The sequence below is a fragment of the Marinifilum fragile genome, assembly GCF_963677365.1.
GTDB classification, from domain to species: Bacteria; Bacteroidota; Bacteroidia; order Bacteroidales; family Marinifilaceae; genus Marinifilum; species Marinifilum fragile.
On the sequence record NZ_OY781962.1, the window covers coordinates 2,075,708 to 2,098,294 of the forward strand.

Here is a 22,587-nt window from a genome sequence, read left to right on the forward strand (position 1 = left end):
ATTCCCATAATATTAAAACCAGTAGCCAAGACTCACATAATTCAACACCTTATCCTTTTTATTGGAATACATCAATGAAAATTCCATTGGCCCAATAAGACTGTTATACGAATAGGTTACACCAAGTCCGCGAATCCATTCACCTGTACTTAATGATTCATTTACATCTTCGGTAATTTTACCAACATTTGCTTTAAATATCAGATAGTTATTTTTAAATAACTCATATTGAAAATCGCCACGAAACACAAAAGAATTTGTAGATGCAACTTCCATTCTTTCTAAACCAACAAACGGCATTTGAATATCAAAATAATCTGTTTGGTCAATACCTCCTGTATATGTCATAAAGAAGTCAGGAATATTTTTACCCCAAATCACTCGTCCATAAAACTTTGGATAAACCGTAAATTTGTCCGTAATACTAATTGCTTTCTGAACTTTTAAATAAGCAATGGATGCTGGTCTTTCCATTCCATCTAAACTTGCTCCATTATTTGTAACCAGTTTATATTCTCCATATAGACTAATTCCTCTCTTCGGATAATATGCCTTTTCATGAGAGTCTAATCTCAATAGGGTATAATAGGAAAAGAAGTAATCTTCAGCATTACCACTCTCTAATCCAGGCAATGTGAAAGTTGATTTCACATTATAATATTCCACTTTAGCCCCAATACCAACAGAATAGGATTCCCTTAAAATCGAATGAATTTTGAAGTCTAACTTCACATAGTCCAGATCAAAGTTTCCAATCTGTTCCCAATCTTCGTAGGCATTTACATTCCAGTCATTGTATTCAGCCTGCAGCGTAATTCCCGGTTTTAACCCATTATCAATTGCATAAGTAGTTACAAATCTTGGGGTTTCTGAAAGTTTCAAATCAAATGATAAATGAGAACCGCTTCTTAGTTTATTGCGAAAAGTAGTATTAAGAAGCACTCCTGCTTGATTATCCGAATCATACCTAAGTCCTACATTGAATCTTTTAGTTGTACGTTCTTTTACTCTTACCTGAAGAGTTTTTGCCTTATTCCCAAGCAACCTAAAATCTACCTGGTCAAAATACTTACTCCCATACCCCCAATTAATGCCTTGCTTCAGCTGACTTAAACTTATCTCGCCAGGAACATCCAAATTAAACTTACCTGATAACAATGCCTTGCTTACATCATTCAATCCCTCATACTCAATATTTTTCACATAGTAAGTTGTGGAATCAGCAGGTGGCTTATATTGCTTTATTTTTTTCTTTTTAAGTTGATATTTTTCTTTTAACTCTTTTAGTTCAGAGTAAAATTTCCTTCCTGCCTCCTCTCCCTTATGAATTAGAGAATCTGCTGCATTAAAACTTCCAACAGAATAATTGTTAATGTTAGGCTTAATATAAACATCTACAAAATCGATGTTCTTTTTAAATTCATTCAAAGCCATTAAAGACACGGTTTGATTGATAATATCAAGAAATGATTTCAATTCCTCCTTTGATTTTGGTCCGGATTGCACATCAACGCCAATAACAATATCGGCTCCCATATCAATTACTTCCTTTACCGGAAAATTATTAACCATTCCACCATCAACCAATAATCGCCCATCAATTTCAATTGGTGAAAAAACTGTTGGTATGGCCATACTAGCTCTCATGGCCTCTGGAAGATAACCCTTATCAAGAGTTACGGCTTCTCCCGTTTCAATATCAGTTGCTACACAAACAAAAGGGATTGGAAGCTTCTTAAAGTCTGTTACATCATGATAGTCAATCGATAGTCTCTCAAACAAATTAATAACATTCTGGCCTTTTACAATCCCACTTGGTAGTTCTATCCCTTTGGGTCTTATCGGAAAAGATAAAACATGGCGTTCATAGTTCTGTTTTTCGTGAAATGGAACATATTTACGAGAAATTTCATCAGCAAGCAATTGATCCCAATTCTGACTAATGATCATTTCTTCAATTTGGTTGGCCGAGTATCCTATTGCATAAAAACCACCAATAATACTTCCCATACTCGTACCCGCAATGTAATCAATAGGGATTTCTAATTCATCGATAATTTTTAATACACCAACATGAGCAAATCCTTTGGCCCCCCCACCACTTAGTACCAAACCTATTTTTGGTCTTTTTTTATTTTCGAGCGTATCAGTTTTAAATTTAGCTGATGATATAAAATTCAGAGATATAAAAAGGATTAATAGTAATGAATGTTTCATTCTGTTATTTTGTTCAATTTGATTTTAATTTTCAATTTTTAAATCTTCCGCAAGCTTCAATACATCCTTCTCTTTCCCGTTCTTCACCTTAACTCGAATTGCTCTTAAACCATATACACCTTGTAAATCTTCCAAGGTATGATACTCTATTTGGTCTTCAAAATAGCCAGCTGAAATCAAATACTCCAAATATCTCTGATATTCCGCTATTTCTTTTTCCTGACTAAAAATTATAGCCAACATCCCCGGTTGGGTTAATCGCTCATTGGTTCCTTTAATTTTAGCCTTATCAATTCTCTTCTTCACAATTTCATAACGAATATTGTAAGCGCCATCCACATCAAATTTCTTCTCATCCTGACGGAAACGTATTGCCAAAGGCTGACTATGAACCAAAATCAATCCTGTTGTATCCATTGGTATTGGCAGAGATTTTTTTAAAGCTTCAGTTTTTCTCGCCAGTTCAGCACTTACAATAAGTTGCCACAATCTCAAATTCTTAAGATAAATTCTATCAAAATTTAAATTATTAGCTATACTTTCCCCAATATAAATATTGTGCTCAACTCCATCCGTTCTGTATTTTTCAAAATAGTGAGGAAACATTGCCTGAGCTTTTTCTTCTTCCTGTTCCAGATAACTTGTTACACAATCATTAATCAGACCCAAACTGTCCTCAAAATCTTTCCTTCTTTTGTAAACCAGATTTAATCCCTGATTAATATTTTTCTTGTAATTATCTATGGCAAGAATTACTTCCTCTCCATTTTCCTTAAAATGAGGAAATAGTGGCTCAACCTCATATCTGATAAAATTCAACACATTCATTTCATCTCCTGATGATAAGCCCTTTTTAATGCCGTCTTTGAAATAGTCAATTTTATAAATTAACTGATCGTATATTGGCATACTATTTATGGCATTCACACTTGAAACGACATTCCGTATCAGTTCCAACTGCTCCAATAAATCATCCTGAATGGTTTGATTTCGGATTACTGATGAATGTCTTACATCAATCGCTCCATATAGAGGGTAAACATTTGGGAAAACGATTTCTTCCATTTTAGCAGATTCCCCCTTCCCTTTCTTCAACAACATATTCGAAGCTGCCTGAGTAAATCTCCACTCCACACTTGGATGTAAAGCAGTACACTCTTCTTTAATTATAGCTTCTATCTTATTTTGCAATTCTTCACTGGTTCGTTGTATTGCAATCGAAAATACAGGAATGATATCCTTAATAATACGCAACTTGGAAAAGGTAATATCATACGCCTTGTTAGAGCCCAATTCCATTACTCCAACCATCTCATCTTCATTATAGAGAGGCACAACTGCTATGTTTCTAATACCCTCATCAAGTAAGGCTTTCTCTACCTCATTCGGATTCTCTCTTTTAGAAAGATCATTGATAAGTATTGGACTCCCTTGCTCCCCAGCTTGTTCATAAATGGTTTTCCTGTAATCTTCGCATTTAAAACGGTCTGCACTCAAAAATCCATGCCAAAAATCAGATGGATTTTCAACACTTCCTTGGTTCATCCCAAACGCAATGATCCCTAATTTAAGATTGGGCAATTCAAGAAGAGATCTGATATTTTGTTCTAATTGATTAAAATTATTTCTGTTGATAATTGAAGATTTCTCCAACAATTGAGATTTAAGGGACGAAATCACTTCTATCTGACTGATATCAACATATCGAAATGGTAAAAATCCTGAGAATTTAAACTGATCCAACGGTAAAGTTTCCAGCCAAAAATCCATATCCAAAGGATTATTAATCATTTTATGCAACTGCTCTTCACTAAGCTTAGGTAGTTTGCCAGTATAGGTAATATCAATACAAGACTTCTCAATCTCAAGTTTATAATATTTTACCAGATCGTTGAGCTTATCCGTCACCTTATACATGAAAAGATATCCAAGCCCCAACTCGAAATTATAATATCGCTTTAGAATCATAGAATAAGCATAAAACAGCATCCCAAATGTCTTAAAACACTTGTCCTGATCTTTTTGCTCAACCATTTCAACGATCAAGTTCTCATTTCCATATAATTCCAGGTACTTAGGGGTAAAATAAAAGTTCTGATCATCAAAAGGTGTAGCAACAACCCCAATGTCTTCACGATATTGAACCGGAGTAAAGAAATACCCCATTAAAACATGAATCTCATCTTTAAATTTCTCAACATCATTTACATCAAAATCTGCCCTTGCCAATTCAGGCTTCTCCTCTACTAACTTTAGAATAGCCTCACCTTGGATATCAAGACTCCCATTTATTTTTTTTTGTTCTTTTAACTTGTTAATTAATGGAACAAAACTCAGCGTTTTCTTAAACGGAACTTCCTCTATGTTAAGCTTTAACCGATCCAGTTTCATAATATTTTATATATTTCCCCGATTTTCAAACTACTAAAGTAGTTCTTTTTAAATCCCTGTAAAAGACAAAAGCGTCATTCAGCAATACAATTAAACCATTTTTAACATCTTCTGTTCTAAGATACAAAAATGCGAATAGAAACCCCATTGTATCTATCCTCTTAACTCTAAACCCTTTGTTCAGTTTTATTATTCCAAATATACTTTAAGAGGGGTAATAACGGATATGAATTTCCCGTGATACTTTTCACTTGATTTTATATCGAATGATTGAATTGCCAATTCAAGCTTTTTACGATTATTTTAGGCAAAATAAATAGAGTCTCGAACTGCATTTATGGTGAAGGAAACTGCAACAATAAATCTCCTATTACAATTCACTCTTCAATGAAAGCAGAAATCAAAAAACCCCGAGTTCTACATCTCGAGGTTTTTTATCTATGAAAAAACAGGCCTGTGGCCCAACTGGATAAACAATTTTTCTCTTTAATCATACCTATAACAACTTTATTTAAAAATGGGGTGACAAATGGAATTATTTTTTTTTGTTTTTTTTAGCTTATCCAGAAATCAATTTAAAATTCAAGCATAAAGCTTAATAGCATACACATAGGTAAACGCCCCTTATTTTTGCTCAAAATTGTGCCTTTCCTTCAATAATTATTGGCTTAGGTTTTAAAGCTTATTGCCGGAAATTTCTTTTTTTGTATGTATCGATTCTCACATTTATACACAATCAGTAATTTGTATACAAGCCTCAGTAATTCGTATAAATCTCCAAACATTGCGATGCGTAACTTTGAAATTACAATAATTAGCAAATTTTGTAGTGGGTAAAATTCACCATCGATTATCGGTAAGAATTAACAATTCGATGGGGAATAGTTTCCAATTATCTGACTATATTAAGACAAAACATTAATAAAATGAGCGATATTATAAATATCAAAACCATATCGGAACTTCATGATATAATGGGATTTGAGAAGCCTCAGCACCCATTAATTTCTATTGTAGATTTTTCGAAGGTTGAACCAATAAATTTAGGAAGTAATGTTAAAGTGGTTTCCTCCTTGTATTCGGTCATGCTGAAAAGTGCCAATTGTGGACATTTAAGATATGGACGAAAAACATATGATTTTCAGGAAGGAACGCTATTCTGTATGGCACCAGACCAGGTGATTACCAAAGAGAGCGTAGATGAGTCTGAAGAATATTCGGGATGGGGATTGTTCTTTCATCCTGATTTAATTCGCAAAAGCGCTCTTGCAAAAAAGATTCAGGAATTTACTTTTTTCTCTTACGAAGTGAACGAAGCACTTCACTTATCTGATCAGGAAAAGAAAAACCTTTCGGAACTGTTAGAAAGAATTAAAGATGAATACAGTGCCAATCTTGATAATTTTAGCAATGATGTAATTCTATCGAGCCTGGAACTATTTTTAAACTATTGCAACAGATATTATGGCCGACAGTTTATTACAAGAAGCTCTTATAATAAGGACATTTTAAGCCAACTGGAAAGCTTATTGAAAGATTACTTTAATACCGATAAGGCAGAACAATTTGGCATTCCAACGGTTAAATATTGTGCCGAACAATTGAATTTCTCGCCGAATTATTTGAGCGACCTAATTAAGAAAGAAAGTGGCAAAAGCGTTCAGGAACACATTCATTATCGATTAATCGAGAAAGCCAAAACTAAATTACTGAGTACTACCAACTCGATTAGCGAGATAGCCAATGAACTAGGCTTTGAATACCCACAGTATTTTAGTAAAATTTTTAAATCGAAAACTGGTTTGTCGCCGGTAGAGTACCGCAACTTGAATTAGAGTTGCACGAAGAAAATAAGAATGAAAAGATTGAAAAAGATGGGGATAGGATTAGGAATATTATTGTTGATTACCTGTATTATTGGAGTTTCATTTATTTATGTAAGCCCACAATTTGGGCGAAGAGCAAATGCTGCACAGAAAAAAGCCTATGCTCTGCTGCCAAACTATAAGGATGGGAAATTCATTAATCGTGAGAAGATTGAAATGGAAATGAGCATGCGCTCTTTCTCTAAAATGTTTCGCGAAATGCTAAGTCCCGATCCTAACGTAAATCCAAAATCGAATGTTGAGGTTATCAGTTTAAAGTCTGATGATTTAGAGATAAAAGCAGATTCTATAAACGAAGTCATTTGGTTGGGACACTCTTCTTTCCTGATCAGGCTAAATGGCAAAACCATTTTGCTGGACCCGGTATTTAGTGAAAAAACCGGTCCACATTCCTTCTTTGGAAGAAAGAAATACAACAACCAGATGCCAATCGATTTAATCGACATTCCACATGTTGATGCAATTTTTATCTCTCATGATCATTACGATCATTTGGATTATTACAGCATTGTGAACCTAAAAGACAAAACTGATAGATTTTTCGTTCCTCTTGGTGTTGGCAATCATCTAAAATCGTGGAAAGTTGATGAAAGTAAGATTCAGGAATTCAATTGGTGGGATGAAAGTTCTTTTGATGAAATCCAATTTGCCTTTGCTCCAACTCGCCACATGTCTGGCAGAGGGTTGGCAGATCAATCGTCAACACTCTGGGGTTCGTGGGTGCTAAAAGGGAAAGACAAGAGCATCTATTTTAGTGGCGATGGCGGATACGGTGAACACTTTAAAGAGATTGGCGAAAAATATGGCCCTTTCGATATTGGTTTGATGGAATGCGGACAATACAATAAACTTTGGGCCGATGTACATATGATGCCCGAAGAATCGGTTCAGGCTGGTTTGGATGTGAAGGCAAAAAGAGTCATTCCAATCCATTGGGGTTCGTACCGATTGGCAAACCATGCCTGGACAGAACCTGTGGAACGATTTAAGGCAAAAGCCAAAGAACTTGAGGTTAGCATACTAACTCCCCGAATTGGAGAAAATATTAATCTGAACCAACACGATTTTTCACAATCTACAGAATGGTGGGTAGAAATCGCAGGTAAGTAAAGTCTAATAATCTATTTTACTAAAGCTGTTCCTTGTTGGGACAGCTTTTTTCTTTATAAAATCAAGGATTATACAAATCCGGATTGAAGAAATCCATGATCGATTTGATCATCTCGATTTTAACATTGGCTTTTTTGTGTTCAGAATCAAGATCGGTAGTATGTAGGTAGGCACTTAATGCTTCTGGTAGGTTCCCAATTTGATGGTACAATTCACCCACTTGAAACTGAGCTTCAATATTCTTCGCATCAAGCTCCAATACAGATTTGTATTTTTCTATTGCTGCTTCAATTTTTTCTGCTTTAGCCAATTCTGCAGCTTCCACCATTAATTTTTCCACTTCCGTGCTCATAATTATCTTTTCCAGATTGATAAAATCTACTTTAGTATTGCGCAAATGTAAGCAATAGCCTTCACCAATCAAAGCATATAGCAAGAAGTAAGCACAGTTTATTAAACATCATTATATGGGCAACCAGCAAAGGTACTTCTGCAACAAAATTCAGAACCTCCGAAAGTAATCATTGCTTGTATGCACGCAAATTCATCCATTCCGCACTCAATGTGAGTACTTCCGCACAGGATGTCAATATCTCTTTATGTGTGCGGAAGGACCACCTCTGCGTGCGGAAGCACTTCCCAAGTGTGCGGAAGGGGTGCCTGGCTGTGCGGAACAAATTTCTTGGTGTGCGGAAGGGGTACCTGAGTGTGCTGAGAGGGTACCTTTGCGTGAGGAAGCTCTTCCCGAGCGTGCGGAAGGGGTACCCGGGTGTGCGGAACAAGTTTCTTGTGTGCGGAAGGGGTACCTGGGTGTGCGGAAGGCTGCCTAAGTGTGCGGAAGCACTTCAGGCTCCCTTCAATAAACTGTGGGGTCTATTCAATAAACTGTGTCATCTATTTTTTCTCAATGCCTTCTGCCCATCCTTAAAGTTTTGAGAATAAAAAATATTCATTCCATTTCATTGTTTTCCAAGAAAAACTCCTCCTGGAATCACTGCATCTGTGTGTACATAAATTGTACTGTCGTGTCTATTTTGTAAGTTTGTACATCGAATCTACACCGATTTGTTTCTAAAGTAACGCATTGCTTCGTTACTCTCTCACTGCGTCTTTAGAAATCAATCGGCATAATAATTAGGGCAATATCGAATTAAAATATTATTAAAATCAAGCAAAGCAATAATGGCAAAACAACATTGGAAACCGGGAACCATGGTTTATCCTATACCAGCTGTAATGGTTAGTTGTGGATCGAAACCAGAAGATTACAATATCATAACCATTGCCTGGACAGGAACCATTTGCAGCGATCCTGCAATGTGTTACATTTCGGTACGCAAGAACAGACACTCCTACAATATCATTAAGGAATCGGGAGAATTTGTAATTAATTTAACCACCAAAGACCTGGCATATGCTACCGATTGGTGTGGGGTTAAATCGGGAAAGGATTTCAATAAGTTTGAAGAAATGAAGCTTACTCCTGCTCCATCAAGAGAAATATCGGCACCAATTATTGAAGAATCGCCATTGAGTATTGAATGCAAGGTGAAAAACATTGTAGAATTGGGTTCTCACGATATGTTTATTGCCGAGGTGGTAAACATACAGGCTGATGAAAGATACATCAATGAAAAAAACGGAAAGTTCTTGCTTAGCAAAGCTCGTCCTATTGCCTACTCGCATGGTTATTACTTTGAACTGGGCAAACTGATTGGTCAATTCGGACACTCGGTAATGAAAAAGAAGACCAGAGAAATAAAAGGCAAAAAGGGGAAGGTGAAGAAAGCCTAAGGAGAAAGTCATATAATATCCTTTCCTAATAAGACTGCATTTATAGACTTATTTTTGAGTTCAGAAGTTTAATTTTAGAATTCTCCCTTTATAGGGGATCCGCGATAGCTATCGGGACCCGACAGGGAGAGGGGTGTTTAAGGTAAGTCTTCTTTTATTCATCACCCTCTTGCCTATCGGCATTTTCCCTAAGAGGGAAAAACTCAACTTGAAAATGCAAACTAAAAAGGTGCTACGCACACTAAGCGTGCAAAAAAAATACCGGCCTATAGAGCCGGTATTTTCAGTTTATATCGTTTCGGATTATCTAATTCTATCCATTGAACGAATCATTGCTTCATCTTTTCCAATTCCTCTTAATGCCAGGTAACTTAAGATTAAAGCTACCAAAGGAAATGCATTGATAATGCTATAGCTTGCTATCGCATTTAATTCACCTGCCTGGCTGTTGATGCTGTAGTAAATTAATCCCATTGCACCCAACATACAAACCATATTAAAAATGGTAAGGCGAATTTGAATCATTCGCTTTTTAAACAAGAAAATGGTAATTAAACTTACCAGTGCAATCACCGATAATAAAATTGCTACCGGGTAGGCAATAAATATTGCAGGAGCACCTTCAGTAAGCGCAGGAATTCCCCTGTACAAAAATTCATAAGTTTGACCTGCAGTATCAATTAATTCAGCTAACGGGAAAAAGAACATGATCCCAATTAAAATAAAGCTCCCCAACAGGTATAAAGATTGTATTCTTTGTATCATAGTTTTTAATTTTTGTACAAATTTAATTTTAAATTAAAAAGCAGCAAACTTTCATTTGCTGCTTTTGTCGTCATTACTTAACACTAACTAATCACACTTAAAAATTGCTTTTGAAGAAGTTCCCCTAAAACCCTTCAAAACTAAACTCATAAGCTTTCACGGAAAGTTAAGGCCCGTAAAATTTAAGCAGGTTTACCATTAACCTTTTCTCTTTAACGACATGTAGTCGATATAATATAGTAGTTTGACCGAAAAGCTATTAAGCTGTGTTGCGTCAAACGTATCTTTCAAATTGTCTACGAAACCATGTCTGATTTCGTCTTGTGCATCACGTATGGAACTCTTCCAAACCAAGGCTAACTCGCTACCAGGTGCAAATCGCCAATTGTACACCATATCCACATTAAATGTGTTGAAGTTTACATCGTGGTTTTCATTGTAATCAGAGTCGGCAACTCTCCCATTGTCCATTAGCGTATAAAAATCCTTGTATTCAGCTTTTGCCCAATAGTGGCGCATTCTAAAACTCAAAGAGGTGTTGTTATTAAAAATATAATTGGCCGAGAATTTATTCTCTAACCTGGCTGTATTTCTATTTCCAATATAAACAGTGGTAAAATCATTAATATTCGTTTCTGAACTTGCATAACCAAGCTCATCCAAATTTCTACTCCAAGCCGTCTCATAAACCATTAACAGTTTATCGTTTACACGATATCTTGGTGAAACCTTTAATCTGAATGTTTTAAGATCATCGGTAGACATACGAACACCATAGTTTGCATCTATATCCAAAGCAAGCGCTTTTCTATAATCTGTTGAAATCCAAAAACCAGCCGAAGTTGATGAACCTTTTCTCAACTTCATTCCATAAACACGAGGTTCCTCGTAATCATACCTGTGCATTGGGCGAGTATTTCCATAAAATCCCATCGCAAAATGATTGTGAAACTTTAGCCTGGCATTATAGTAAAGCGAAATACTTGCATATCTGCGTGGTTCATATCTGGCCTCATGATGAATTTGAAACCTGGCATGGCGCTGAATAACTGATCCTTTGGGCTCAAAATTATCGTAGAAAAAATTCAAATTGTTATTAATTTGATTGTTACGATACAAGAAACCCAAATCGTTAGGATTGTATTTATCGGTCATTAGCCTGTGAAAATAATTCCAGGTAAATTTTCCTTGAATTTTCCCAACCTGAACCTCATGCATGTATCCTATTTGATCATTGGCTTCATCCTGATATCTTTGAGTAACAATTACCTTCCCTTTCACATCGTGTGATCTTTCTTCATTTCGGAAATCGAATTCGGTACCAGTAACATTTGCAATATAATCCGTTTCGGGTATATGAACATTGGTATTGAATAAGCTTACGTACGATTCATTTTTCATACTCTTATCAACCACCAACATATTGTAATTGGTAAAAGGTTGAATTTTTTCCTTACGCGATTCTCCTGTAACAGTATCCTGAATTGTGGCATAAGTATTTCTATTCATCGCATTAAGTACACCTATTCCCAATCCTTTTGCGTTCCTGCCCGAAACCTTTGTAGCATTAATAATTTTTGCTTTTGCAGGATTATCGGTAACTATTTCATTCTCGCCCAGATTATCGTAAACATCATATGCATATTTAGGTTTGCCTCCAATACGTCTGGAGTAAAAAATACCTCCTCTGTTAAAAAGCTCAGTTGCTTCGGTAAAAAACTGGCGCTTTTCTGAAAATTTTGTCTCAAAAGGTGAAAGATTCAATACTTCATCATCCGATTGTACCTGGCCAAAATCCGGAATCAACATCATATCCAAAGTATAACTTTCGTTGATCCCATATTTTAAATCCATTCCTCCTCTAAAATTTGTTTCCCCTTTCGATTCATCAGATAATTTATCGTAGTAAGCAGAAAAATAAGGTGAAAAAGACAAACGGACAGGAGGTTCTACATCTTTCACTCCTCGAAGAATCCCGCTTTGATTGATCCATCCATCTTCTTCTTTGTCAATAAAGTTCCAACTTGTCTTTTCTCTATCTCTTTGAATATTTCGAAGAAAGTTCACGCCCCACTCTTGTACTTCTTTACTTGGGAATCGCAAAGCTGCATATGGAATTTCAATTTCTGCCGACCATCCGTCTTCATGAATGCTTGTTGCACTATTCCAAACGGCATCCCAACTGGTATCCTCACGACTTTTTACAACCTTTGCATCCCACTGAACTCCTGAGGCTGTAACAATAAATTCAAAAGCATCTAAACCCGAATTAAATGGATCCACTACTAAGGATACAAAGTCAGCATTATTTATTTCATCTCTTTTACTTAGTGTTTTTAATATTTTCTCTGGTTCTGGATCGTACATTTTAGCACCAACTATAATAGCATTGTTGGTATAAATAAATCTTACTTCCGTTTTGTAATTTGAGGCTGCTCCGTTATCAGGTTCCATTTGTCGAAAATTCTTAGCTACAGGCACACCTTCCCACACAGAATCATCTAGGATTCCATCGATTAAAGGTTTTTGTGATACTCTTATAGCCATAATTTCTTTCTTTGGTTGTAAGGCGAAACTTGGTAATACCAGAATAACAATTAATAAGGTTGATAAAATTTGTTTTAACATGGTTGATTTTAGTTTTCTTTAATGGTTGGTTGAATGTTTTAATAGCATTTGCGTTACTTCACTTATCATGCCATCATTTTTTATTTTTTGATTATTAATAATTTGCACTATTTTCTATACAATTTAAGTGAACGCTCACGTGACAATAGCTGTACGCGTACGAACGAAAAAAAGTCGCTTGCAAACGCAAGCGACTCAAATTTATCAATTATAGCTTTCAGCTTTTTTTCTAAAACTGTTAATTATTTCCTAAAATCAATGGCATTCCTTCTTTTCCACTTCCAATAACAACCACTTTAGAATTTGGAGATTCTGACAACTTAATGGTTGCTTCAATACCTCTCATTTTCAAAAGCGATGGTGTTAAACTGCTGTTGATGATCTTATTTGCTCTTGCTTCCCCTTCAGCAGCAATTCTTTTTCTTTCTGCTTCACTTTTTTCCTTTTCTAATTTAAACTGGTAAGCCAAAGCTTCCTGCTCTTGTTGCAATTTGCTCTCAATAGCAACTTTAATTTTCTCTGGTAAGTTGATTGAACGAATCAAAAGAGCTCTCATTTGAATATTATTATTCTTCAAAACCTGAGAAGTTTCAGAAATAATAGCTTCTTCAACTTCTTTTCTTTTGGTTGAATAAATCTCCTCTGCCGTATATCTACCTGCAACTTGTCGAACCGAAGAACGAACCTCAGGAATTACCAATTGGCTGATATAATCTTTACCAAAGATCTCGTGCAAATAGCCAATTTTATTATAAACCGGATTAAAACGAACAGAAACGTCAATGTTTACCGATAAACCATTCTTATCCAGAACATCCATTGTTTCTTCACTTTTTTGTTCTCTCACATCGTAAACATGTATATCGTTCCAGGGAGCAATAACATGAAAACCAGGCATGAATACATTTTCTTTATCCAATCCTCCAGAGAATTTTCTAAAAATCACTCCTCTTTCACCAGGCTGAAGAGTAATAAACATACTGGATCCTGATAAAATTAGGATAACAGCAAAAAATGCCAATACAATTAAAAAATAGGGTTGCTTCTTCATGATTTTGTATTTATAATTTTTATTTATGATTCTATTTTCATTTAAAGATAGCACAATAATATAATAAAAATTGATTTTAAACACTTGTTGCTGCTACTTACAGCAAAGAAATCGAAAGATTACATTTTGTTAGTTTGTAGATTAAAAAATTTTCTATAGTTTCGGCTCCTTGCTATCAAATTTTTTGAATATGGAAAAAATTAAATCATCAGAACTAATTATTAATCCTGACGGAAGTGTATTTCATTTACACCTTCGTCCTGAACATTTAGCCGATACGGTTATTTTAGTGGGAGACCCAGGAAGAGTAGAATTGGTTGCTAGCTTCTTTGATGAAGTGGAATGCACAATTTCTAATCGCGAATTTGTTACGACAACAGGAACTTATAAAGGGAAAAGATTCTCTGTACTGTCAACCGGTATTGGAACCGATAACATTGATATCGTAGTAAACGAATTAGATGCTTTGGTTAATATTGATTTGGAAACCAGAACACCTAAAACAGAACACAAAAGCCTTAACTTGGTAAGAATCGGAACATCAGGTGCGCTTCAAGGAAACATACCGGTAGATTCATTCTTATTATCCAATAAATCCATTGGATTCGACGGCATGCTAAATTTTTATGCTGACCGTGATAGTGTTTCAGATCTTGATTTCGAGAAATCTTTTAAAGAATTCGTCAATTGGGATGCTAAATTGGCTTCTCCTTATGTGGTTCCTGCATCTAAAAAACTTATCGACCAGCTTGATGGAGACGATATGATTCAAGGCGTAACCATCTCCGCAAATGGATTTTATGGTCCCCAAGGTAGAGTTTTGCGTTTACAAACTCTAGATCCTGATTTAAATGATAAGATTGAAAAGTTCGATTTCAAAGGCCAAAAAATCACCAATTATGAAATGGAAAGTTCGGCTATTTTTGGATTGTCGAAAATGCTGGGACACAATGCTGCTGCGGTTTGTGCTATTATTGCCAATCGAATAACCAAAGATGCAAGTAAAGATTACAAGCCAACAGTAAAACGCTTAATCAATACTGTTCTCGACAGACTGAGCTAAGTTGGTTTTGGCCTAATTTTCAAATAAATAACCCGTAAGATTGCTTTTACTTACGGGTTTTCTTATATTTATTCGGGCCAAAACCTTAAGTTATGAACGAGAATAAACTCACCGCTCTATTATCTTTATTGGATGATCCAACACCGGAAATCTATAAAAGAATCGAAAATGAGTTGATTAACTTGCCAGTTTCTGCTATTCCTCAACTCGAAGATTATTGGTTGGATTCCAAAAGTACTTTGCTTCAGGAGAGACTTGAACAAGTCATTAATAAAATTCAATTTACTCATGTAAAAAATGAATTAATCACCTGGGGTAAAACCGATTCACAGAATTTAATCGAAGGCGCCATTCTGGTCAACAAAAGTTATAATCCCAACCTAATTACTGATTCAATTAGGAAGGAAATCGATAAAATTAAAAAGGATGTGTGGTTGGAATTAAATGACCATCTCACAGCACTGGAGAAAATTAAAATTCTCAATCATTTTTTCTACAATATCTATAATTACCAAGCTTTGTCGCCCAATCAACCTACAAATTGGGATGGAGACATCGGTACAGTGCTGTCGCAAAAACAAGGCAATTATATTATTATTTCAATCATTTATGCAGGTATTGCGCAAGAGTTAGGAATTCCTGTTTATGGAATAAACCTTACAGACAGCGTGCTTTTATGCTATGTAGATAAAAACGCCTCTAATAAAGACGAGATTCTTTTCTACATCAACCCAATTGACAGAGGTAAAGTTTTTGGCAGAGCAGAATTACAGTTCGTTATCGAATCTAAGAAAATTGTAAATCGGCCTAAGTATTATAAAGCTACCAATAACTCAAGTCTGATAAAAAGGCTGGTAAAACACAACATCAGTGTATACAAAAAGCTTAAATTGACTACCCTCGTACCAAACTTTAAAGAACTATATAAATCCATATAAATAAAAAACCCGCTTCAATTTGAAGCGGGTTTCTTTTTCTATTTATTTGCTTTATTATTTAGCGTAATTGATTGCACGTGTTTCACGAATTACCGTGATTTTAACCTGACCAGGATAAGTCATTTCATCCTGAATTTTTTGTGCAATATCCAATGATAATGTTTCAGCTTCCTTATCTGATACTTTATCACTTCCAACAATAACTCTTAACTCACGACCAGCCTGAATAGCATATGTTTTAAGTACTCCCGGGTGTGATAATGCTAAGTTCTCAAGATCTTTCAAACGCTTGATGTAAGATTCAACAATCTCACGACGAGCTCCTGGACGAGCACCTGAAATCGCATCACAAGCCTGAATAATTGGAGAAATCATTGATGTCATCTCAATTTCATCGTGGTGAGCACCAATCGCATTACATACATCTGGTTTCTCTTTGTATTTCTCAGCCAATTTCATACCTAAAATTGCGTGTGGCAATTCTGGCTCATCATCTGGTACCTTACCTATATCGTGAAGCAAACCAGCTCTTTTAGCTCGTTTAGCATTTAATCCAAGTTCTGTTGCCATGATTGCACACAAGTTTGCAGTTTCTCTGGCATGCTGCAATAAGTTCTGACCGTAAGATGAACGATATTTCATTTTACCAACCAAACGAATCAATTCTGGGTGTAATCCGTGAATTCCCAAATCAATTGCAGTACGTTTACCTGTCTCAATAATCTCTTCTTCGATTTGTTTGCGTACTTTATTTACAACTTCCTCAATTCTTGCAGGGTGAATACGACCATCGGTTACCAATTGGTGCAATGCAAGTCTTGCAATCTCTCTACGAACAGGATCGAAACCAGAAAGAACGATTGCTTCAGGCGTATCATCTACAATAATTTCAATACCTGTAGCTGCTTCAAGAGCGCGAATATTACGACCTTCACGACCAATAATTCTACCTTTAATTTCATCAGATTCAATATGGAAAATAGTCACTGAATTTTCAATTGCAGTTTCAGTAGCTACTCTTTGAATTGTTTTTACAACAACTTTTTTAGCTTCCATATTGGCAGACATTTTCGCTTCTTCCATGATCTCATTCACATAAGACATCGCTTCAGTCTTTGCCTCCTCTTTCAACGAATCTATCAATTGGTTTTTAGCTTCCTCTGCAGACATTCCTGAAATCTCTTCCAGTTGCTCAATTTGCTGTTTTTTAGCTTTTTCAAGCTCTGCAGATTTTTTCTCAACCAAATCAATTTGATGATTCAGATTCTCACGAATCGCATCAGTTTCTTTCTTCTTACGCTGAAAATCATCAATTCTTTGATTTAAGGTATTTTCCTTTTGTTTGATTTTATTTTCGGCAGCTAAAAGCTTGTTGTTTTTAGAGTTAATTTGCTTCTCATGCTCAGTCTTTAATTGGAAAAACTTCTCCTTAGCCTGAAGAATTTTGTCCTTCTTAATCACTTCAGCCTCTGCCTGAGCTTCCTGGATTATTTTTTCACTCTTCGATTTAAGAGCTTTTTGCAATATAAAATATGCAAGTATCCCACCTACAACAAAGGCAAGAATTCCTATTATTATTTCAATCATATTATAGAATATTAAGTCAATACTAGTTTATATACAAAAATAACCCGCACCATCACTTAAACCAATAAACTCATAATATTAAAAAGATCCCCAAATCAAAAGAGAATCTGATAATATTAACAAGTTACAAGTTCAAGAAATAATGCGGGTTATTACTTTTACTATTTAAAGAACGTTTTTACTCTTTTTCTAAAAATTCACTCAGCTCGCGCTCCATTGCTTTCAATTCATTGTACACTGGTGCAACATCTGCCTTATTTTCCAATTCAATCACTTTAATCACATACTGCAAAGAAGCCATCGCCAGAAAATCCTGAGTATCTTTATCTTTATATCTTTGTTTGTACTGCATAACTTTCTCGTTAATCATTTTTGCGGCCTTTCTGATCACCTCCTCTTGTTTGCGATCAATATTCAAGGGATAAGTTCTATCCGCAACATTAACTTTAATTGAAAGTTTATTATCCATAAACAAATTCTATCTGTTCAAAAGAGCAATACATTTATCAATCTCCCGCACAATTCGGTTTATTTTAAGTTTAGCCTCATGCGAATCTTCACTATTGGAAGATAGAGTTTTGGCCAACTTTAATGTATCGTAATGATGTTCAAGTTCACTTTTTTCCCTCGAAAGAATTTCTACTTTTTCCATAAGTTCCATTTTCTCATGAATTAAAGTCTCTTTTTCTTCCTTGGATTTCTTGTACAACGAAATAAGTTCGTCAATACGTTGTTTTAAACTTATTATTATTTCGTTTGATTCTTGATCCATCATTCTAAATTTCTTTTACAAAATTAACATTGCTGAGAAGATTATCAAATTTATTGGTTTGTATTTTGGCTTAAGCTTCCTAAAAAAAAGCTTTTTTTGTAGTTTTGACGAACAACACAAGAGTAACACAACAAGAAAATGAAGCATATTAAAACAAACATAATCACCTTTTTATCATTCTTATCCTTTCTTTCTCCAGTTCAACTTTCTGCTCAGCAAAAAAATCATCCTAAAAATTACTTTAGATCACCTGTAGATTTCACCATTACTCTATCAGGAAATTTTGCTGAACTTCGAAACAACCATTTCCATTCTGGAATTGATATCCGAACGTTTACAACAGGCAAAAAAGTGTATGCGATCGCAGATGGTTTTGTAAGCAGAATCAAAATTTCTGCGGGAGGTTATGGAAAGGCAATTTATATCGATCATCCAAATGGCTACACCTCTGTTTATGGGCACCTTGATGATTTTAATAAAACCATTAATGAATTTGTAAAGGCGCATCAATACAGTAAAAACACTTTTGAATTTGACCTGAATTTAAAAAAAGATCGATTTCCGGTAAAAAAAGGAGAAGTAATTGCAATCTCTGGAAATACGGGATCCTCGGCAGGTCCTCATTTGCATTTCGAAATAAGAGATACAAAATCTGAACATCCTTTAAATCCACTTCTTTTCGGATTTAAAATCAAAGACACTACTCCTCCTAAAATTTTTAACCTGTATGTGTATCCAATTGATTCCTTAAGTAGTGTAAATGGAAAAAATACTCGACAAAAATTTCCTGTTACTTATTACAACAACGCTTATCACCTAAAAGGAGATCCAAAAATTATTCTATCTGGAAAGATTGGCTTTGGAATTCAGGTAAATGACTATTTGGACAATACTTGGGGGAAATGCGGAATTTATAAAATGAAAGTAAAGGTTAATGATTCTTTAATAACCGATTATTCTTTTAAAGAGTTTTCATTCGACGAGTCACGTTACATCAATTCTCACATGGACTATTCGTTAAACATTATGGAGAAAAGAAGAATTCATAAATGCTTTAAAGAACCTAACAACAAACTTTCCATGTACAATTACTTTAGCAATAGTGGAATTTATAATTTTAAAGCAGGAACAAGATATAAAATTGACTTTCTTGCTTATGATACAAAAAACAACCTTGCTAAGTTGAGAATTTTTGCACAAGCGAAAGAAACATCTCAAGTTTTTAAACAATCTGATTACAACCAGTTATTATCTTGTACCAATGAAAATGTTTTCAAAAAAGATGAGTTGGAACTAAAATTCCCAACTAATTCGTTTTATTCAGATGTTAAATTTACGTACTCCAAAAAAACTGATTCTACTTACTTATCGGATATACATTCAATACATGAAAGAACAACAGCTGTTCACAAGTATTACACCATTGCCATAAAACCAAACAGAACATTCAAAAATGAAAACAAGCTGTTTATTGCTACAATAGAGAAACCTGATAAAATTTCAAATGTTGGTGGTGCTTACATTAAGGGATGGGTAAAATCAAAAACCAATGTTTTTGGAGATTTTGCAATTGTACAGGATACAACTCCTCCAACTATTAAGCCGAGAACAAACTTCAAATTAAAGAATTTATCAGTTCAAGATAAAATTTCCTTTACCATTGAAGATGAATTATCTGGTATTAAAAGTTACAATGGAACAATAGATGGAAAATGGGTTCTTTTCGAGTATGATGCTAAGAACAACCACTTGTTTTATAAATTCGACAAGAAAAGATTATTACCAAATCGCAAACATAAGTTAGAGCTAGAAGTTACTGACAAACTCAATAACAAAGCCTATTTTCAAGCTGATTTTTTCTGGTAACCAAATCCAAAAAACACCTAAAATTAATACAATGAGAGACATTCCGGATAAAGACTTTTATCAGCTTTAACTTTGTATTTTTTTTCTATTTTTGTAAGAATCGTGAAAAATTTTATCGCAATTAAATTCACTTAAATATTTAAACATGAAGAAGATTTATGCAATTGCCTCTCTTCTATTGGCAATTATCGTCTTTTCGACAACAACCTCGCAAGCTTGTACTAACTATCTTGTAACAAGAGGTGCAAGTACTGATGGTTCTAACATGATTACTTACGCTGCTGATTCGCATGTATTGTACGGAGAACTTTATTTCCGTCCTGCTGCAGACTGGGCTGAAGGCACAATGATTGATGTTTACGAATGGGATACAGGTAAATACCTTGGTAAAATTCCACAAGTTCCACATACTTACTCTGTTGTTGGAAACATGAACGAGTTCCAGTTGGCAATTGGAGAAACCACTTACGGTGGTAGATCGGAATTAGGATCACAAGAAGGAGCATTAATTGATTACGGTAGTTTGATTTACCTTACATTGCAACGTGCAAAAAATGCTCGTGAAGCTATCAAAGTAATGACAGAATTAGTAGAAAATTACGGTTATTACAGTTCTGGTGAATCTTTCTCTATTTCTGATAAAAATGAAATCTGGATCTTAGAGATGATTGGTAAAGGTAATGGTGAAAAAGGTGCTGTTTGGGTAGCAAGAATGATTCCTGACGGATATGTTAGTGGTCACGCCAACCAAGCTAGAATTACCACTTTCCCATTAGAAGGAAAAAATTCTATCTCTTCAGATAAAATGGATAAAATCTACAATCCTGAAGTAACCAACGTTTATGCAAAAGATGTTATCTCATTTGCAAAAGAAAAAGGTTTTTATCCAAAAGATGGAAAAAACAAAGAGTTTAGCTTCTCTGATACTTACGCTCCAGTTGATTTTGGTGCTGCAAGATTCTGTGAAATTCGTGTTTGGTCTTTCTTTAACGATGTAAAAGAAGGAATGGATAAATATTTCGATTACTGCAAAGGTAAGGTTGAACATGACGAAAAAGGTTATGCAACCAATCGTATGCCATTGTGGATTAAGCCAGACAACAAAATCAATGTTCTTGAAATGATGGATTTCATGAGAAATCACCTGGAAGGAACTGAATTGGATATGGCTAAAGATATGGGCGCTGGTCCTTACGGAAATCCTTACCGTTGGAGACCTTTAACATGGAAAGTTGATGGCGTAACATATTGTAACGAGCGTGCAACTGCAACTCAGCAAACTGGTTTCTCTTTTGTTGCTCAATCAAGAAACTGGTTACCTGATGCAGTAGGTGGAATCAACTGGTTTGGAGTAGACGATGCTGCTTCATCAGTATATTTCCCAATGTACTGTGGTAGTACTAGAGTTCCTAAATCATTCGCTGTTGGTAACGGTAAAATGATGGAATTCACGAACAAGTCTGCATTCTGGGTATTCAACCAGGTAACCAACTTTGCTTATACTCGCTATAACGCAATCCACCCTGAAATTGCTAAAAAGCAAAAAGCTCTTGAAAACAAATATCTTTCATTTACTAAGATTATCGACCTTGCTGCAGAAGGTATGTTCAAAACGGACGAAGCTGCTGCTGTTGAATTCTTAACTGATTTCTCATGTAACCAAGGTGATAACCTAACTAATGAATGGAGAGAATTCTATGGCTACTTATTTGCTAAATTCATGGACGGAAACATCAAAGAAAAAGATGGTAATAACCAAAATCCTAAAATGAAGCAACCTGGTTACAGCAAAGAATTTTATAAAACAATTGTGAAAACAACTGGAGACAAACTAAAAGTTTCAGGTGCTTCACACTAAAAAATTATATTGCAATATTTAAAGGAGCCATTGGGCTCCTTTTTTTATTTATCTATTAATTTAAATTGCAATATATGCTTCTCTAATAGAAAAAAACAAACTTAAATCTTTTCAGCTTAGATATTTTTATTAATTTTGCGGCGAATTCGTGCGTAATCTCTGGCAGATCTATAGTTAAATTGTGAATATTGCGCTCGTTAAACCTTAATAAATTTAAAACAATGGATTTAATTAAAGTTGCAGAAGAAGCTTTCAAAAGTGGTATTGAAACTCCTGAATTCCAAGCAGGTGATACTATTAGCGTTTCTTACAAAATTAAAGAGGGAAACAAAGAAAGAACTCAGGTATTTAGAGGTGTTGTAATCCAAATTAAAGGAACAGGATCTACTAAAACTTTTACCATTAGAAAAATGTCTGGTAACGTAGGTGTAGAAAGAATCATTCCTTTCACTTCTCCATTCATTGAAAAAATTGAAGTAAACAAAAGAGGTCGTGTTAGAAGAGCTCGTATCTACTATCTTCGTGCTCTTACTGGTAAGAAAGCAAGAATCAAAGAAAGAAGATTCTAATCTTACTTCGAAAAAATACAAAAGCCTTCCGAATGGAAGGCTTTTTTTATTCACAAAAAAGCACCTGAGAATTTCCCAGATGCCAAATTATT

Annotated in this window: 17 protein-coding genes; 8 read left to right on the forward strand and 9 right to left on the reverse strand. The window is 35.0% G+C overall.

Annotation, left to right across the window (positions count from 1 at the left end; translation table 11 throughout):
* Nucleotides 1-12: 12 nt before the first annotated feature.
* Both ACKPCA_RS08245 and ACKPCA_RS08250 read right to left on the reverse strand, forming a co-directional pair.
* Entirely contained in the window at nucleotides 13-2,217 is a 2,205-nt protein-coding gene (locus ACKPCA_RS08245; protein ID WP_321282389.1) for a patatin-like phospholipase family protein, read from the reverse strand.
* Nucleotides 2,218-2,241: 24 nt separating this feature from the next.
* Complete coding sequence (locus ACKPCA_RS08250) at nucleotides 2,242-4,608, reverse strand: GAF domain-containing protein (protein WP_321282390.1); 2,367 nt, start codon at nucleotides 4,606-4,608, stop codon at nucleotides 2,242-2,244.
* A 926-nt stretch (nucleotides 4,609-5,534) separates the two neighbouring features.
* Here ACKPCA_RS08250 and ACKPCA_RS08255 point away from each other — a divergent pair.
* Nucleotides 5,535-6,443 carry a helix-turn-helix domain-containing protein gene (locus ACKPCA_RS08255; RefSeq protein ID WP_321282391.1) on the forward strand — a complete coding sequence of 303 codons (909 nt, stop codon included), beginning with the start codon at nucleotides 5,535-5,537 and terminating at the stop codon, nucleotides 6,441-6,443.
* A gap of 21 nt (nucleotides 6,444-6,464) precedes the next feature.
* On the forward strand, nucleotides 6,465-7,604 hold the full coding sequence (locus ACKPCA_RS08260; RefSeq protein ID WP_321282392.1) for an MBL fold metallo-hydrolase: 1,140 nt from the start codon (nucleotides 6,465-6,467) through the stop codon (nucleotides 7,602-7,604).
* A gap of 61 nt (nucleotides 7,605-7,665) precedes the next feature.
* On the opposite strand, the gene ACKPCA_RS08265 is transcribed toward ACKPCA_RS08260, so the two are convergent.
* Nucleotides 7,666-7,956 (reverse strand): tetratricopeptide repeat protein, encoded by a 291-nt coding sequence (locus ACKPCA_RS08265; protein WP_157471464.1) that lies wholly within the window; start codon nucleotides 7,954-7,956, stop codon nucleotides 7,666-7,668.
* 830 nt (nucleotides 7,957-8,786) lie between these two features.
* Between ACKPCA_RS08265 and ACKPCA_RS08270 the strand changes: the two genes are divergently transcribed.
* A complete protein-coding gene (locus ACKPCA_RS08270) occupies nucleotides 8,787-9,398 on the forward strand; it encodes a flavin reductase family protein (RefSeq protein WP_321282394.1) in 612 nt (203 codons plus the stop codon).
* Nucleotides 9,399-9,701: 303 nt separating this feature from the next.
* Here the strand turns inward: ACKPCA_RS08270 and ACKPCA_RS08275 are convergent, their stop codons facing one another.
* From ACKPCA_RS08275 to ACKPCA_RS08285, 3 genes are all read right to left on the reverse strand, one after another.
* A complete protein-coding gene (locus tag ACKPCA_RS08275; RefSeq protein WP_054720682.1) occupies nucleotides 9,702-10,163 on the reverse strand; it encodes a DUF4293 domain-containing protein in 462 nt (153 codons plus the stop codon).
* Between the two features lie 198 nt (nucleotides 10,164-10,361).
* On the reverse strand, nucleotides 10,362-12,791 hold the full coding sequence (locus ACKPCA_RS08280) for a DUF5916 domain-containing protein (protein WP_321282396.1): 2,430 nt from the start codon (nucleotides 12,789-12,791) through the stop codon (nucleotides 10,362-10,364).
* Between the two features lie 238 nt (nucleotides 12,792-13,029).
* Nucleotides 13,030-13,842, reverse strand: a complete 813-nt coding sequence (locus tag ACKPCA_RS08285) for a prohibitin family protein (protein WP_054720745.1) — start codon at nucleotides 13,840-13,842, stop codon at nucleotides 13,030-13,032.
* Nucleotides 13,843-14,032: 190 nt separating this feature from the next.
* On the opposite strand from ACKPCA_RS08285, the gene ACKPCA_RS08290 reads away from it, so the two are divergent.
* Nucleotides 14,033-14,905, forward strand: coding sequence for a nucleoside phosphorylase (locus tag ACKPCA_RS08290; RefSeq protein WP_321282397.1), 873 nt, complete (start codon nucleotides 14,033-14,035; stop codon nucleotides 14,903-14,905).
* 92 nt (nucleotides 14,906-14,997) lie between these two features.
* Nucleotides 14,998-15,843 (forward strand): transglutaminase family protein, encoded by an 846-nt coding sequence (locus ACKPCA_RS08295; protein ID WP_321282398.1) that lies wholly within the window; start codon nucleotides 14,998-15,000, stop codon nucleotides 15,841-15,843.
* A 54-nt stretch (nucleotides 15,844-15,897) separates the two neighbouring features.
* Here the strand turns inward: ACKPCA_RS08295 and rny are convergent, their stop codons facing one another.
* The 3 genes from rny to ACKPCA_RS08310 all read right to left on the reverse strand — a co-directional run bounded on the left by rny (nucleotide 15,898) and on the right by ACKPCA_RS08310 (nucleotide 18,205).
* Nucleotides 15,898-17,430 (reverse strand): ribonuclease Y, encoded by a 1,533-nt coding sequence (rny, locus tag ACKPCA_RS08300; protein ID WP_054720674.1) that lies wholly within the window; start codon nucleotides 17,428-17,430, stop codon nucleotides 15,898-15,900.
* A 178-nt stretch (nucleotides 17,431-17,608) separates the two neighbouring features.
* Complete coding sequence (locus ACKPCA_RS08305) at nucleotides 17,609-17,899, reverse strand: cell division protein ZapA (RefSeq protein ID WP_054720672.1); 291 nt, start codon at nucleotides 17,897-17,899, stop codon at nucleotides 17,609-17,611.
* A gap of 9 nt (nucleotides 17,900-17,908) precedes the next feature.
* The gene (locus tag ACKPCA_RS08310) at nucleotides 17,909-18,205 is read right to left on the reverse strand and encodes a hypothetical protein (protein ID WP_321282399.1); all 297 of its coding nucleotides are present in this window, start codon (nucleotides 18,203-18,205) and stop codon (nucleotides 17,909-17,911) included.
* Nucleotides 18,206-18,340: 135 nt separating this feature from the next.
* Here ACKPCA_RS08310 and ACKPCA_RS08315 point away from each other — a divergent pair, with 135 nt between their 5' ends.
* From ACKPCA_RS08315 to rplS, 3 genes are all read left to right on the forward strand, one after another.
* Nucleotides 18,341-20,068, forward strand: a complete 1,728-nt coding sequence (locus ACKPCA_RS08315; protein WP_321282400.1) for a M23 family metallopeptidase — start codon at nucleotides 18,341-18,343, stop codon at nucleotides 20,066-20,068.
* A 145-nt stretch (nucleotides 20,069-20,213) separates the two neighbouring features.
* Nucleotides 20,214-21,926, forward strand: coding sequence for a dipeptidase (locus ACKPCA_RS08320; protein WP_321282401.1), 1,713 nt, complete (start codon nucleotides 20,214-20,216; stop codon nucleotides 21,924-21,926).
* A gap of 221 nt (nucleotides 21,927-22,147) precedes the next feature.
* Nucleotides 22,148-22,495, forward strand: coding sequence for a 50S ribosomal protein L19 (gene rplS / locus ACKPCA_RS08325; protein WP_054720664.1), 348 nt, complete (start codon nucleotides 22,148-22,150; stop codon nucleotides 22,493-22,495).
* Nucleotides 22,496-22,587: the final 92 nt, after the last annotated feature.